Genomic DNA, 13,555 nt, shown 5'->3' with positions numbered 1-13,555 from the left:
ATGGCAAAAGCCGCAAACCAAATGCGGTATGCGGCTTTCACCGCGGTTCTTTCAGGCTGTCAAACCCGGCCTCGCTGGTCGCGAAGCGGTCTGGAATGTAGCCGTCCGTTCTAACCCCGTCAATCGACGGCGACGGGCCTGTGTCAGGCCGCGCGTGTATACATTTGCGACCGCTTCCATGCTGCGCGAGCCACTGCCTATTCAACAGGCAACGTGGTGGGAAGCCACGCCAGTTCTAGCTCTGCCTCCCTACCTCCACCCACAACTCACAGAGTTGTCCACAGAAAATTCGAACAAGTCACTGAACTGTCAAAGAGATGTCGTCGCAACGTAACCTTTGAACTGTTCGCGCAGCTTTGTCTTCAGCAGTTTTCCGGTGGCTGTATGCGGCAGGCTGTCGACGAAGACCACGTCTTCCGGTAGCCACCATTTCACGACGCGCTCCGCGAGGAATGTGAGCAGTTCCTCGCGCGTGGCTTCCATGCCCGCACGCTTGACCACGATGAGCAGCGGACGCTCCTGCCACTTCGGATGCGCGATGCCGATCACCGCCGCTTCGGCCACCGCAGGGTGCAGGCTCGCCGCGTTCTCGAGGTCGATGGACGAGATCCACTCGCCGCCCGACTTGATGACGTCCTTCGCGCGATCGACCAGCTGCACGTAGCCGTCCTCGTCGATGTTGGCGACGTCGCCCGTCGGAAAGAAACCTTCCGCATCGAGCACCGGGCCGCCCTCGCTCTTGAAGTAACCACTCGCGATCCACGGACCACGCACGTGCAGGTGGCCGAAGGCCTTGCCGTCGTGCGGCAGGCGCTGGCCGTCCTCGCCGACGATCTTCAGCTCCACGCCCCATACGCCGCGGCCCTGGCGCATCTTCACGCGCGTCTGTTCTTCCTTCGGCATCGACAGGTGCTTGGGCAGCAGGTTGCCGATCACGCCGATGGGGCTGGTCTCGGTCATGCCCCAGCCCTGCACGAAGTCGGCGCCGAAGTCGCGCTCGAAGCGCTCGATCATGCTGCGCGGCGTGGCCGCGCCGCCCACGCCGATGCGCTTGAGGCCGATGGCGCGCGTGTCGATCTCGGGATGCGCATCGAAGTACTGGAACAGCATCAGCCAGATGGTGGGCACGGCCTGCGAGAAGCCGACCTTCTCGTCGCGCATCAGCTCGTAGAGGCTCTGGCCGTCCATGTGCGGGCCGGGCATGACCAGCTTCATGCCGGTCATCGCCGCCGCATACGGCATGCCCCATGCGTTGGCGTGGAACATGGGCACCGCGAGCAGCAGCGTCATCTGCGAGTTGACGCCGAAGGTGTCGGGCGCGCATTCCATCAGCGAATGCAGCACGGTGGAGCGATGCGAATACAGCACGCCCTTCGGATTGCCCGTGGTGCCCGACGTGTAGCAAAGCGACGAGGCGGTGCGCTCGTCGAACTCGGGCCAGTCGTAGTCGGCGCTCTGCGAGCCGACGAGCTCGTCGAAGCACAGCAGGTTGGGCACGTCGATGGCCGGCATGTGCGCGCGATCGGTCATCGCGATGAAGGCGCGCACCGACTTCAGGCCGGGCGCGAGCTTCTCCACCAGCGGCGCGAAGGTGGTGTCGAAGAACAGCACCTTGTCTTCGGCATGGTTGACGATGTAGTCGATCTGCTCCGGAAAGAGCCGCGGGTTCACGGTGTGCAGCACCGCGCCCGAACCCGACACGCCGAAGTACAGCGCGAGGTGCCGCCAGGTGTTCCACGCGAGCGTGCCCACGCGGTCGCCGGGCTCGATGCCCAGCGTCTTCAAGGCATTGGCCACCTGCTTCGCGCGGCGACTGACCTCGGCGTAGTTCGTTCGATGTACCGGCCCTTCGACCGTGCGGCCCACGATCTCCGCGTGCGGATGGAAGGTGGCCGCATAGTCGATGAGCGACGAGATCAGCAGCGGGCGGTCTTGCATCAATCCGAACATGTCTTGTCTCCTGTACGCTGGCCGGATGCTAGGCAGCGGCCATGCTCCGCGGCATCGTCGGAACGGACGATTGAGGCCATCCGAGGGTTGCCCCTAGCATCGATCCCCAAGAGGACTTTTGCATGAACGTTCAGGACGCCATCGCCACCCGCCGCTCGGTGCGCGAATTTCTCGACACGCCGGTGCCCGGCGACGTCATCCGTCGCGTGCTCGAGCAGGCGCTGCGCGCACCCTCCGGCGGCAACCTGCAGCCCTGGCACCTGCATGTGGTGGGCGGGGAAAAGCTCGCCGAGCTCAAGGCGATCATGCGCACGCGCGTGCAGGAGGCGCCCACCGGCGAAGGCAGCGACTACGACATCTACCCGCGCGAACTCGTGGCGCCCTACCGCGACCGCCGCTTCGCAGTGGGCGAGGCGATGTACGCGCGCCTGGGCATTCCGCGCGAGGACAAGGCCGCGCGCCGCGAATGGTTCGCTCGCAACTACCAGTTCTTCGGCGCGCCGCTCGCGCTCTTTTGCAGCGTCGACCGACGCATGGGTCCGCCGCAGTGGTCCGACCTCGGCATGGTGCTGCAGAACGTGATGCTGCTGCTGCGCGCCGAAGGGCTCGACAGCTGCCCGCAGGAATGCTGGGCGATCTATCCGCAGACCATCGGCAGCTTCATCGCGCTGCCACCCGAGCGCATGCTGTTCACAGGCATGTCCATCGGCTATGCCGACCGCAGCCGGCCGCTCGATGCACTGGTGACCGAGCGCGCGCCGTTGTCGGAAGTGGCGGAGTTCACCGGCATCTGAGCCCGCGGCGGAACGGATCGTGCTTGCCTTCGCGGCGACAGCAACACCAGGCCTCACCGCATGCTCATCGCGCAGATCTCCGACCCGCACATCCGTCCTGCCGGCCAGCTCTACCAGGGCGTGGCCGACTCGAACCGAATGTTCGAGGAAGCCATCGACCACCTGCACGCGCTCGACCGGCGGCCCGACCTGGTGCTGCTGACTGGCGACCTCGTCGACGAGGGCCACCCCGATGAATATGCACAGGCCCGACGCCTGCTCGCGAAGCTGGAGATTCCGCATCTCGTGATTCCCGGCAACCACGACAGCCGCGAGAACTTTCGCGCGGCCTTCGCGGACCACGCCTACCTGCCGGCCGAAGGCGCGCTGCACTACTGCATCGACGACCATCCCGTGCGCATCGTGGCGCTGGACTCGTGCATTCCCGGGCTTCATCACGGCGGCATCGATGCGCGGGGCCTCGAATGGCTGCAGCGCACGCTGGAGGCCGAGCGCACGAAGCCGACGCTGCTGATGCTGCATCACCCGCCCTTCACGAGCGGCATTCCCTACATGGACGCGTACCGCTACATGGACACGGCACCGCTCGAGACCATCGTGCGCGACGCACCCAACATCGAGCTGGTGCTGTGCGGCCACGTGCACCGCACGATGCTTCGGCGCTGGGCCGGCACTGTTGTTTGCGCCTGCCCGAGCAGCACGACCGAGATCGCGCTGCAGCTGGCCGAAGACGCGGCACCAGCGTCGTACATGGGCAGGCCGGGCTGCATGCTGCATTTGTGGAGCGAAGCGCATGGCATGGTGAGCCATGTCAGCCACATCGGGGCGATGGAAGGGCCGTTTCCGTTTGCCTGAGCCGGCCATCGCCCGGACGCTCAGGATCTCTTCAGGCAAGGCGGACAGAATCCGCCCGGGTTCCGCAAGGAGAGACTCGATGCAGAAACGACAACAGCCCTACTGGTTTCCCGCCAAGCGCTACGGCTGGGGTTGGGGGCTTCCCAATCGCTGGCAAGGCTGGGTAGTGATCGTCATCTACGCCGCGCTGGTGCTGACGGCGGTGTATTCGCTTCACCCCGGGCACGAACCGCTGCGCTTCTTCCTCGGCCTCGCGATTCCGACCCTCGCGCTCGTCGCGGTCTGCTGGCTCAAGGGCGAGCCGCCTCGCTGGCGCTGGGGCGACGACAACAAGAAATAGGCCGCTGGCGGCCCTCGCGCGCAGAATGCCGCCATGCCCCACGACCGCACGCTCCTGTACGCCGGACACGAGTTCACGGTGGAACACCTGCGCTCGCATGCGAAGGAAGAGCCCGGCTGGAGCGGCCCCTACGCGCTGGAATCGCGCCGCATCATCTTCCCCGTCGGCCGCACGATGCTCGACCTGCGCTGGGGCGGCAGCACCTGGCAAGTCGACGGGCTCACCGCCATGCACCTGGCCGACGCCATGGTCTATCAGCTTCGCCCCGCAACGCACGCCACCCGCCGCAGTCTGGTGGTCAGCCGGCACCGGCCGAGTCGCGCCGACGATGCGGCACCCGCGTTCTGCCTGCTCTCGCCGAGGTCGCTGTACCGGGTTCATGCGGCGCAGCATCGGCTGCGTGCGGGCGATGGCGGCACGGTGGCCATCGCATCGCTGGTCGACGAACTCGGAACGTCCCGGCGGCAGTCGCCGCTGACGGGCGCGGTCGCGCGCGCCAGACGGCTGCTCGCGGAAACCGCCGATCGCGACACGCGGCTCTCGCTGCACGAACTCGCCGACTCGGTCTCCCGCTCGCCATTTCACCTGGCGCGCAGCTTCCGCCACGAGACCGGCCTGAGCCTTCACCAGTACCGCCAGCACCTGCGCCTCGCCTCGGCCATGGAACGGCTGGCCGATGGCGACGCCGACCTCGCCGGCATCGCGCACGATCTCGGTTTCTGCAGCCAGAGCCACCTGGGCGCGGTGTTCCGGCGCGAAGTAGGCGTGACGCTGGGCGAAGCCCGCCGCGTGCTGGCCGGCAGCAGCAAGAGCGGCAACAGCAGCGCACGAATTTGATAGCCGCCGCGCGGTGCTGCCGCGAGACTCGCCGCGATGATCGATCGGAGTCTCTTCACCGGCTTGCTCGCGGCATTGGCCGCAGCCGTCATCGGCAGCGCCTGGCAGCTCGTTTCGCGCCACGGCGTGACCACCACGCTCGGGCCGCTGGACCTGGCGCTGATGCGCTACGGCATTCCCGCACTGCTGCTCGCGCCGCTGTGGCTCGGCCGCAAGCGCATCGCGCCGAAGGCCTCGCGGCTGGCGCTCGCGCTGCTCGTCATCGGCGGCGGCCTGCCCTTCGGCCTGCTGGTGCTGGCCGGCGCGCAATGGGCGCCCGCGAGCCACATGGGCATCTTCATGGCGGGCAGCCTGCCGCTCTTCACCGCCATCGGCGCGTGGATTCACACGAGGCAGAAGGTCGAAGGCACCAGGCTCGCGGGGCTGGCCTGCATCGCCGTCGGCATGGCGCTGTTCGCCGGCGGGAGCTTCAGCGGCGGCTCGCTCGACTGGCGCGGCGACCTGCTCTTTCTCGCGGCGGCCATGCTCTGGGCCGCGCACTCGCTGGCGTTCGCGCATTGCGGGTTCACACCTTGGCAGGGCGCGGCCTTCGTGAACGGATGGTCGGCGCTGATGCTGCTGCCCGCATGGCTGATCGCAGGCGCGCCGAAGCTGCTCGATGCACCATGGCCCGATGTAGCGCTGCAGGCCGTGATGCAGGGCGTGATCGCCGGCTTTCTGGGGCTGGTGGTCTACATGGTGGCCGTCGCCAGGCTCGGCGCGCCGCGCGCATCGCTTTCCGCGGCGCTGGTGCCCGCGCTGACCACGCTGGGCGCGGCGGCGTGGATGAACGAGCCCGTTACAGGTGCCGTGTTGCTGGCGCTCGCACTGGTGGTGCCGGGGATCGTGCTCGCGAGCGGCGCGGTGCGATGGCACGCAAGGGGCACGCAGCCATCGGCATGAACCGCCGCGGGCAGAATGCTGCGCACCGTCGCCAGGGATGTCCGCATCGTGCGGAGCCGGAACATCGGCTTCATCCGGCCAAGTGACCGATCGCCGCAACATTCATCAGGAACACGCTCTCGATGCCTCGCACCCTCTACTGCTGGCGCTGCAAGACCGACATGCCGATGCTCACCGAGGGAGAGTGGCAGCTCGCCCATCCGATGGGCTATATCGCTCAGGCGCAGAAGTATCGCGAAGAAACCGGCTGCAGCCTGGCCGAGTCCCATCAGCGCGGCCTGGGCTACCTGACGTTGGAGGCCTATGAGAGCATCACCGGCTTCAAGGAAACCAATCCGAACGCGATCCTTCATCACCGCCTGAGCCTGTACGGCCCGCCGTGCCACGCATGTGGCAAGCCGCTTCGCACGCCGGCTGCCCGTTCTTGCGCAGGCTGCGGCGCCGAGCGAGTCGACGAAGGACTCGACGGCCTTCCCCTGTCATCGTCCGACGCATGAGCATCCAGCCATCACGCATCCTGTCGACAGCTGCCCTCTTGCTCGCATGCTCGACCCCGGCCTTCGCCACCGGCAGCATGCAGTGCGAGGGCAAGCCGTATTCGGCGGAGATCCAGTTCCGGCTCTCTTCGGGCGAGCCGACGCAGTTGATCGTGGCGCGCGCCGACGACGATGAAGCGCAGCCGGAAAGATTCGAGCTGCAGCGCAGGGCCGTCGACTACAAGCGGCGCGTCATGAGCCTCAAGGGAACCAGCCTCGAAGGCTCCGGCCGCACCGCGATGCTGAACGTCTCGAAGACGCGAGGCACGCTGACTTTTTCCGGAGCCCGCCACAGGCTGCGCTGCGACTGGGAAAGCGCCGGCTGACGAGGCGCCAGGGCGGCCCTCGCTCAGGCCGCCGCGATCACCCGATCCCGCCCCATCTCCTTCGCCCGGTACAGCGCCGCATCGGCCAGCGCCAGCACGTCGTCGATGTCCGTGCGGCCGGAGCTGTCCTCGCCGGCCGCCACGCCGATGCTCGCCGCGATCGAGCCGACCGCAGCCATCGGCGAATCGGACGGGAAGGGCTCGCCGATGGCCTGCCTGAGGCGTGCCGCGACTTCCATCGCCTCGGCCTTGCCGGCGTCGGGCAGCAGCACCAGGAACTCTTCTCCGCCATAGCGACCCAGCAGGCCCTTGTCGCCGACCGCGCGCTGCATGCGGCCGACCGCCTCGCGCAGGACGGCGTCGCCCATCTGGTGGCCGAAGCGGTCGTTGATGCTCTTGAAGTGGTCCAGGTCCACCATCAGCAAGGCGCCGCGACGCTCGCCGGAGGCGAACGCGCCGTGGCAGGCGTCCAGCAGCGCGCGGCGGTTGAGCGCGCCGGTGAGCGGGTCGCGCGTGGCCAGGTATTCGAACTCGGTGTGCACGCGGTCGGTGGCCATCAGGATGACGGCGATGGACAGCAGCAGCACGGTGAACGAGTACATGCTGATGTAGATCGACTGGATCCAGCTGCCCTCCATGAGTCCGCTGCCCGCCATGCCCGCGACCACGGACACGAAGCGCAGCCCCGCCACCAGCGCCTGCGCCAGCAGCAGCCCGGTCATGAGCCGCTTGCCGAACACGCGGCCCTTGTGGCGCATGTACAGCTGCGCATGCCGGAAGAACAGCGCCGACACCGCCGCGGTGACGAACAGCAGGCGCACCTCGAAGTCGGGCTTCACGATGCCGAACCAGAACAGCAGCAGCGCCAGCATGCCGTTGAGCGCCGTCCAGCCCCGCGTGTCGCCGTGGCCGAACAGGAACTTCTGGCTGCCGGCGTAGTACAGGATGCAGGCCTGGAACAGCACGAAGTTGGCGACCACGATGGTCAGGAAATCGGGGAAGTACCCCCGCGCCGCGAAGAGCAGCGTGCTCACGAACGCCACCAGCGGCGCGCGCGACCACTCTCCCAGGCCCTGGATGCTGCGCGGATAGCTGCGTCGCATGAAGAACACCACGAGCGCCATCATGACGCCCATGACACCGGCGAGCAGGATGATGGAGCGGGGATCGAGGATGGCTGGCGAAGCTCCCATGAGGCCCGATTATGTTGGCATCCGCCGGGCTTCGCCCTCCCGGGAACGGGCTATGGACTGCGCGGCCCGGCCCCGGCGGCATTCCGGTGGAACACCGGCTCGCGCTTTTCCATGAAGGCCTTCACGCCCTCGGCGAACTCGGGCCGGTCCAGCAGCTCGCGCTGGCGCGCCGCCTCGTGGCTCATCTGCGCGACCAGCGGCTGGCTCGCGGCCGACTCGTACACCGCGCGGATCTCGCGCGCCGCGTGCGCGGGCAGGCTCGCCAGGCGCCGGGCCACCGACACGGCCTGCGCGCGAAGCTCGGCGTCGTCCACGCAGGCCCACACCAGGCCCCATTGCGCGGCCTGCTCGGCCGGAAGCCGCTCGCCGAGCAGCGACATGCCCACGGCCCTGGCACGCCCCACCAGCCGTTCGAGGAACCACGTGGTTCCGAGGTCGGGCACGATGCCCAGCCGCGGCATGAAGGGCAGGTAGAAGTACGCGGAGCGCGCCGCGATCACGACGTCGGCTGCCAGCGCCACGCCCACGCCGGCGCCCGCCGCCGGTCCGTTGACGGCGTTCACCACCGGAAAGGGCATGCCGCGCAGGTCCTCGATGAGCCGGTTCGACAGCGCCTCCATCGCACTCGCCGTGCGCTGGCCGAGGCTGCCGCCGCCTCCATCGCTTCCGCCGGCGGGGCCCATGCTCGAAAGATCGGCGCCCACGCAGAAGGACTTGCCCACGCCGGAGAGGACCAGCGCGCGCACCGTGCCTGCCTCGGCCTCCTCGCGCAGCTGCGCGAGCCTTGCACGCAGGGCCTGCTGGAGCCCCTCCGTCAGCGGATTGAGTCGCTTCGGAATGTTGAAGCTGAGGATCTCGACGTCGCCGTCGCGCTCGCACAGCAGCGGATCTTCGTCGGTGCCGCTGCCCATGCTCAGAGCCGCTCGACGATGGTCACATTGGCCATGCCGCCGCCCTCGCACATGGTCTGCAGGCCGTAGCGCTTGCCGCGCTGGCCGAGCGCGTGCACGAGCGTGGTCATCAGCTTGGTGCCCGACGCGCCCAGCGGATGGCCCAGCGCGATCGCGCCGCCGTTCACGTTGAGCCGCGCCGGGTCGGCGTCCAGCGTCTGCAGCCAGGCCAACGGCACCGGCGCGAAGGCCTCGTTGACCTCGTACAGGTCGATGTCGGAGATCTTCATGCCCGCCTTCTTCAGCGCGCGCTGCGTGGCAGGCAGAGGGGCCTCCAGCATGATCACCGGGTCGTGCCCCATCACGCTCATGTGGCGGATGCGCGCGAGCGGCTCCACGCCCAGCGTCTTCAGGCCGCGCTCGTTCACCACCATCAGTCCGCTCGCGCCGTCGCAGATCTGGCTGGCGGTGGCGGCAGTGCAGCGCCCCCCCTCGGCGATGAGCTTCACGGCGGCGATGCTCTCCAGCGTGGCGTCGAAGCGGATGCCTTCGTCCACGGTGTGCTGCTCGCCAGGCTCGGTGCCGTCGGCCATGCGCACGGTCACGGGCACGATCTCGCGCTCGAAATGGCCTGCCTGCGTGGCGGCGATGGCGCGCTTGTGGCTCTCGAGTGCATAGCGGTCGAGCTCGTCCTTCTCGATGCCGTAGTTCCTCGCGATCATCTCGGCGCCGGTGAACTGGCTGAACTGCACGTCGGGATAGCGCTTCGCCATGAGCGGGCTCACGTAGAAGCCCAGCCCGTTCTTCAGCGGCAGCGTGACGGGCATGCCCATGGGCACGCGCGTCATGCTTTCCACGCCGGCGGCGATCACGATGTCCATGGTGCCCGACATCACGGCTTGCGCAGCGAAGTGCAGCGCCTGCTGCGACGAGCCGCACTGCCGGTCGACCGAAGTGGCCGGCACCGATTCGGGCAGCTTCGACGCCAGCACCGCGTTGCGCGCGATGTTGGAAGACTGCTCGCCGGCCTGGTCGACGCAGCCCATGATGACGTCCTCGACCAGCGCCGGGTCGGCCCCGGTGCGATCCACCAGGGCATTGAGCACCTGCGCGGCGAGGTCGGCCGGGTGCCAGCCGGCGAGGCGGCCGTTGCGGCGGCCGCCGGCGGTGCGTGCGGCGGCGACGATGAATGCTTCGGGCATGGAGTTCTCCTGTCTGTTCCGTGTCTGTGCGGGTGCGGGGGTTCGGGTCAGCGCGGCGCCATGCGGATGGCCCCGTCGAGCCGCACGCTCTCGCCGTTGAAGTAGCCGTTGGTGATCATCAGCTCGGCCAGCGTCGCGTACTCCGCCGGGTTGCCCAGCCGCTTCGGGAACGGCACCGACGCGGCCAGCGCGGCCTTCACGTTGTCGGGCGCGCCCTGCAGCAGCGGCGTGTCGAAGATGCCCGGCAGGATGGTGTTCACGCGGATGCCCTCGCTCATGAGGTCGCGCGCGATCGGCAGCGTCATGCCGACGATGCCGGCCTTCGAGGCGGTGTAGGCCGCCTGGCCCATCTGGCCGTCCTGCGCGGCCACCGAGGCGGTGTTGACGATGGCTCCGCGCTCGCCGTCCTGCAGCGTGTCGAGCGTGAGCATGCCCGCCGCCGACTTGGCGATGCAGCGGAAGGTGCCGACCAGGTTGATCTGGATGATGCGGTCGAAGTTCGCGAGCGGAAAGTGCTTGATCTCGCCCGTGGCCTTGTCGCGGCTCGCGGTCTTCACGGCGTTGCCGGTGCCGGCGCAGTTCACGAGAACGCGCTCCTGGCCGTGCGCCGCGCGGGCCCTGGCGAAGGCGGCGTCCACCTGCTCCTCGGAGGTGACGTCGACCTTGCAGAAGATGCCGCCGAGCTCCCTGGCCAGGGCCTCGCCCTGCTCGGCGTTGAGGTCGAAGAGCGCTACTTTCACGCCGCGGCCCGCGAGGCGGCGCGCGGTGGCGGCGCCGAGGCCAGAGGCGCCGCCGGTGACGACGGCCGCAATGCTGGAATCGAGTTGCATCTGCTGGTGTCCTTGAGGTGTCCTGGAGGTGTCTGGGATGGTTTGTCCACATCCAGTTTAGGAAGCAGAATCGACCGCACACATCGTCGGAAACGACGGGATTTCAGCGCCGCATGCAGTCCCCCACACCCCGGATCCTCGAAACCAAGCTCAATCCCCCGGCTTTCGTCGCCACGCAGGTGCAGCGCACCGCGATCGGGGAAGAGGTCGCCTCGGCGGCCGTGAAGCTGGTGCTCGTGCGCGCGCCTGCCGGCTTCGGCAAGACCACCGCCATGGCGCAGATCCGCGAGCGCATGGAGGCCCGGGGCATCGCCACCGCGTGGCTCACGCTGGACCGCGCGGACAACGACGTCTCGCGCTTTCTCGACTGCCTGGCCGAGGCCGTGCAGCGCCTGGGCGTGGAAGACCCGCGCGGCAGCAACAGCAGCCCCTTCGACGCGGTGGCCGCGCTGGCCGCGCACGAGTCGCCCTTCACGCTATTCCTCGACGACTTCGAGCGGGTGCAGGAGCCGGCCGTGCTGGGCCTGATGCGCGAGATCGTCGAGCACCTGCCGCGCCGGGGGCAGATCGTGATCGGCTCGCGCAGCCTGCCCGACCTGGGCCTGGGCCGGCTGCGCGCGCGCGGGCAGCTGACCGAGATCGACACCGACCGGCTGCGCTTCAGCCTGGAGGAAACCAGCGCCTTCTTCGGCCTTCGCCAGGCGCTGCCGCCGGAGATGCTCTCGCTGCTGCACCGCAAGACCGAGGGCTGGGTAGCGGCGATCTGGCTCGCATCGATGGCGCTGGAACGCCACGGCACCGGCACCGCGACCGGTTTCGTCGAGCGCTTCTCGGGCTCCGACCGTGCCGTGGCCGACTACCTTGCCGAGGACGTGCTCGCGCACCAGCCCAAGGAAATCCGCGACTTTTTGCTGCGCACCAGCATCCTGCGGCAACTCGACGCCTCTGTTTGCCAGGCACTGTGCCCGCGCATGGATTGCGCAGCCATCCTTGAGCAGCTGGCCGCTTCGAACCTGTTCCTCACGCCGGTGAGTGGCGACGGCGATGCGTGGCGTTATCACAGCCTCTTCGCCGACTTCCTGCGCGCGCAGCTCGCGCGCGAGATGCCCGGCGAGCCCGCGCGGCTGCATCTCGCGGCCTCGGGCTGGTACGAGTCGCACGGCCGGCCGGTGCCCGCCATCGACCATGCCATCGAGGGCGGCGACCATCCGCATGCGCTGACGCTGCTCGACAGCCACGCCGCGCAGTTCCTCGAAGAGGGCCGCATGCGCATGCTGGCGCGCTGGTTCTCGGCCATTCCCGAGCACCAACTGCGCGAGCACCCGTTCCTGCAGCCGATCTCGCTGTGGGCCACCTGCTTCACGCACGGCCCGTGGGATGCGATGCGGCAGCTCGAGAAGTCGGGCTGCCTCGACAGCCCCATCGCCGAAGTGCGCGCGAGCGCCCACACGCTGGTGCCATTGCTGCTGGCCATGCAGGACCGCCACGACGAGGCCTACGAGGCCGGCCGCCAGAGCCTCGCGCGCCTGCCCACCGGCCTCGCCTTCGCCGACAGCGTGCTGCTCAACGCGATGGCGCACATCCTCGCGGTGCGCGGCGACCAGCACGAGGCGCGGCGCCTGCTCGACGCGGCGCGGCGCCAGCAGGGCAACAGCGCCTTCAACCGCATGTACACCGAGTCGCTGGCGGGCCTGTTCGACCTGCACGAGGGCCGGCTGCGGCAGGCCACAGCGCGGCTGCGCATGGCGGTCGATTCGACGCACGCGGTGTCGTACAACCACAGCCACGGCAACGCATGGGCCGGCGTGCTGTATGCGGGCGCCGTCTACGAGACCAACCAGCTCGCGCAGGCCGAGCGCCTGCTGAACGTGTACCTGCCGCTGGCACGCGACGTGGGCCTGCCCGACCACATGATCCTGAGCCACGTGATGCGCTCGCGGCTGGCCTTCCACACGGGCGACATCGACGCGGCCTTCCAGGCCCTGACCGAGCTCGAGTACCTGGGCCACGCACGCCAGCTGCCGCGCGTGGTGGCCGGCGCCAAGCTGGAGCGCTCGCGCATGCTGCTGCTGCAGGGCAACGGCCCCGCGTCGCACGACGAGCTGCTGCGCGCCGACGACCCCGCGCTGTGGCAGCGCGAACTGCGCCAGCGCCTGCCCGCGCACGACCTCGACTACCTCGCGCTGGCCAAGGCGCGCTGGGAGATCGCATTCGGCGACGCGCGCGCGGCGCTGGGCGTGCTCGACGCGGAGCTGCACGCCGCACTCGCCGTGGCCCGCAACCGGCGCGCGCTCAAGCTCAGGGTGCTGCGCGCGCTGGCGCAGCAGCGCGCCGGCGACCTGTCGGCCGCCGTCGAGCAGTTCGGCGAAGTGCTGCAGGCGGCCAGCCAGGAAGGCTTCATGCGGCTGATCCTCGACGAAGGACCCGCGGTGGGCCCGCTGGTCCATCGCTGCGCCGCGGCGATGCAGGAAGGCGCCACCATCGACCCGATCCTCGCGGACCACCTGCAGCGCCTGCTGCAGGCCGTAGGCCCGATGGCCGCAGCGACCGAGGCGGAAACGCCGGTCGGCGGCGACGCGATGAAGGAGCCGCTCACGCGCAAGGAGATCCGCGTGCTGCAGCTGCTGGCCGAGGGCTACTCGAACAACGCGATGGCCGAGAAGCTCTTCGTGTCGGACAGCACGGTGCGCACGCACCTGCGCAACATCAACATGAAGCTGGATGCGAAGAGCAGGACGCAGGCGGTGGCGATCGCGCGCAGGCTCGGTGTAATCCGATAGACCTACATCTAGTCTCTCCTCCGCACCGGCTACCCCTTGAACTACGGATTCCGGTGATACCCCGCCACTGCGGGCGTCCC

Annotated in this window: 13 protein-coding genes; 8 read left to right on the top strand and 5 right to left on the bottom strand. The window is 68.8% G+C overall.

Annotated elements, in window-relative coordinates; translation table 11 throughout:
- Positions 1-309: 309 nt before the first annotated feature.
- Positions 310-1,950 carry a 3-(methylthio)propionyl-CoA ligase gene (locus tag EJP69_RS23635; protein WP_126472701.1) on the bottom strand — a complete coding sequence of 547 codons (1,641 nt, stop codon included), beginning with the start codon at positions 1,948-1,950 and terminating at the stop codon, positions 310-312.
- Between the two features lie 122 nt (positions 1,951-2,072).
- Between EJP69_RS23635 and EJP69_RS23630 the strand changes: the two genes are divergently transcribed.
- From EJP69_RS23630 to EJP69_RS23600, 7 genes are all read left to right on the top strand, one after another.
- Complete coding sequence (locus EJP69_RS23630; protein ID WP_126472700.1) at positions 2,073-2,744, top strand: nitroreductase; 672 nt, start codon at positions 2,073-2,075, stop codon at positions 2,742-2,744.
- 60 nt (positions 2,745-2,804) lie between these two features.
- Positions 2,805-3,599: a phosphodiesterase gene (locus tag EJP69_RS23625; RefSeq protein ID WP_126472699.1), complete on the top strand. Its 795-nt coding sequence runs from the start codon at positions 2,805-2,807 to the stop codon at positions 3,597-3,599.
- Between the two features lie 79 nt (positions 3,600-3,678).
- Positions 3,679-3,939: a hypothetical protein gene (locus tag EJP69_RS23620; protein ID WP_093304543.1), complete on the top strand. Its 261-nt coding sequence runs from the start codon at positions 3,679-3,681 to the stop codon at positions 3,937-3,939.
- Positions 3,940-3,972: 33 nt separating this feature from the next.
- Positions 3,973-4,776 carry a helix-turn-helix domain-containing protein gene (locus EJP69_RS23615; protein WP_126472698.1) on the top strand — a complete coding sequence of 268 codons (804 nt, stop codon included), beginning with the start codon at positions 3,973-3,975 and terminating at the stop codon, positions 4,774-4,776.
- Positions 4,777-4,812: 36 nt separating this feature from the next.
- Positions 4,813-5,718 carry a DMT family transporter gene (locus EJP69_RS23610; protein ID WP_126472697.1) on the top strand — a complete coding sequence of 302 codons (906 nt, stop codon included), beginning with the start codon at positions 4,813-4,815 and terminating at the stop codon, positions 5,716-5,718.
- Between the two features lie 122 nt (positions 5,719-5,840).
- Complete coding sequence (locus EJP69_RS23605; protein ID WP_126472696.1) at positions 5,841-6,215, top strand: hypothetical protein; 375 nt, start codon at positions 5,841-5,843, stop codon at positions 6,213-6,215.
- The gene (locus tag EJP69_RS23600) at positions 6,212-6,580 is read left to right on the top strand and encodes a hypothetical protein (RefSeq protein ID WP_126472695.1); all 369 of its coding nucleotides are present in this window, start codon (positions 6,212-6,214) and stop codon (positions 6,578-6,580) included. The genes EJP69_RS23605 and EJP69_RS23600 overlap by 4 nt, the downstream gene beginning before the upstream one ends.
- Positions 6,581-6,603: 23 nt before the next feature.
- On the opposite strand, the gene EJP69_RS23595 is transcribed toward EJP69_RS23600, so the two are convergent.
- From EJP69_RS23595 to EJP69_RS23580, 4 genes are read right to left on the bottom strand one after another with little or no spacing between them, the layout of a single operon-like run.
- Positions 6,604-7,773 (bottom strand): GGDEF domain-containing protein, encoded by a 1,170-nt coding sequence (locus EJP69_RS23595; RefSeq protein ID WP_093205720.1) that lies wholly within the window; start codon positions 7,771-7,773, stop codon positions 6,604-6,606.
- A 50-nt stretch (positions 7,774-7,823) separates the two neighbouring features.
- Positions 7,824-8,684 carry an enoyl-CoA hydratase-related protein gene (locus tag EJP69_RS23590; RefSeq protein WP_126472694.1) on the bottom strand — a complete coding sequence of 287 codons (861 nt, stop codon included), beginning with the start codon at positions 8,682-8,684 and terminating at the stop codon, positions 7,824-7,826.
- A gap of 2 nt (positions 8,685-8,686) precedes the next feature.
- Positions 8,687-9,865, bottom strand: a complete 1,179-nt coding sequence (locus EJP69_RS23585) for an acetyl-CoA C-acetyltransferase (protein ID WP_126472693.1) — start codon at positions 9,863-9,865, stop codon at positions 8,687-8,689.
- Positions 9,866-9,912: 47 nt separating this feature from the next.
- A complete protein-coding gene (locus EJP69_RS23580) occupies positions 9,913-10,695 on the bottom strand; it encodes an SDR family NAD(P)-dependent oxidoreductase (protein WP_126472692.1) in 783 nt (260 codons plus the stop codon).
- Positions 10,696-10,808: 113 nt separating this feature from the next.
- Here EJP69_RS23580 and EJP69_RS23575 point away from each other — a divergent pair, with 113 nt between their 5' ends.
- Positions 10,809-13,475 (top strand): winged helix-turn-helix domain-containing protein, encoded by a 2,667-nt coding sequence (locus tag EJP69_RS23575; RefSeq protein ID WP_126472691.1) that lies wholly within the window; start codon positions 10,809-10,811, stop codon positions 13,473-13,475.
- The last annotated feature ends 80 nt before the right edge of the window (positions 13,476-13,555 follow it).

The sequence above is a fragment of the Variovorax gossypii genome (assembly GCF_003965815.1).
Taxonomy (GTDB): Bacteria; Pseudomonadota; Gammaproteobacteria; order Burkholderiales; family Burkholderiaceae_C; genus Variovorax; species Variovorax gossypii.
This window is presented reverse-complemented; position numbering and strand designations above follow the sequence as displayed.

Bases quoted from the DNA above. Each gene is read 5' to 3' on its own strand.
- EJP69_RS23585 (WP_126472693.1), bottom strand. From the start codon at position 9,865: ATGCCCGAAGCATTCATCGTCGCCGCCGCACGCACCGCCGGCGGCCGC.
- EJP69_RS23595 (WP_093205720.1), bottom strand. From the start codon at position 7,773: ATGGGAGCTTCGCCAGCCATCCTCGATCCCCGCTCCATCATCCTGCTC.
- EJP69_RS23625 (WP_126472699.1), top strand. From the start codon at position 2,805: ATGCTCATCGCGCAGATCTCCGACCCGCACATCCGTCCTGCCGGCCAG.
- EJP69_RS23615 (WP_126472698.1), top strand. From the start codon at position 3,973: ATGCCCCACGACCGCACGCTCCTGTACGCCGGACACGAGTTCACGGTG.
- EJP69_RS23635 (WP_126472701.1), bottom strand. From the start codon at position 1,950: ATGTTCGGATTGATGCAAGACCGCCCGCTGCTGATCTCGTCGCTCATC.
- EJP69_RS23575 (WP_126472691.1), top strand. From the start codon at position 10,809: ATGCAGTCCCCCACACCCCGGATCCTCGAAACCAAGCTCAATCCCCCG.
- EJP69_RS23580 (WP_126472692.1), bottom strand. From the start codon at position 10,695: ATGCAACTCGATTCCAGCATTGCGGCCGTCGTCACCGGCGGCGCCTCT.
- EJP69_RS23610 (WP_126472697.1), top strand. From the start codon at position 4,813: ATGATCGATCGGAGTCTCTTCACCGGCTTGCTCGCGGCATTGGCCGCA.
- EJP69_RS23600 (WP_126472695.1), top strand. From the start codon at position 6,212: ATGAGCATCCAGCCATCACGCATCCTGTCGACAGCTGCCCTCTTGCTC.
- EJP69_RS23630 (WP_126472700.1), top strand. From the start codon at position 2,073: ATGAACGTTCAGGACGCCATCGCCACCCGCCGCTCGGTGCGCGAATTT.
- EJP69_RS23620 (WP_093304543.1), top strand. From the start codon at position 3,679: ATGCAGAAACGACAACAGCCCTACTGGTTTCCCGCCAAGCGCTACGGC.
- EJP69_RS23605 (WP_126472696.1), top strand. From the start codon at position 5,841: ATGCCTCGCACCCTCTACTGCTGGCGCTGCAAGACCGACATGCCGATG.
- EJP69_RS23590 (WP_126472694.1), bottom strand. From the start codon at position 8,684: ATGGGCAGCGGCACCGACGAAGATCCGCTGCTGTGCGAGCGCGACGGC.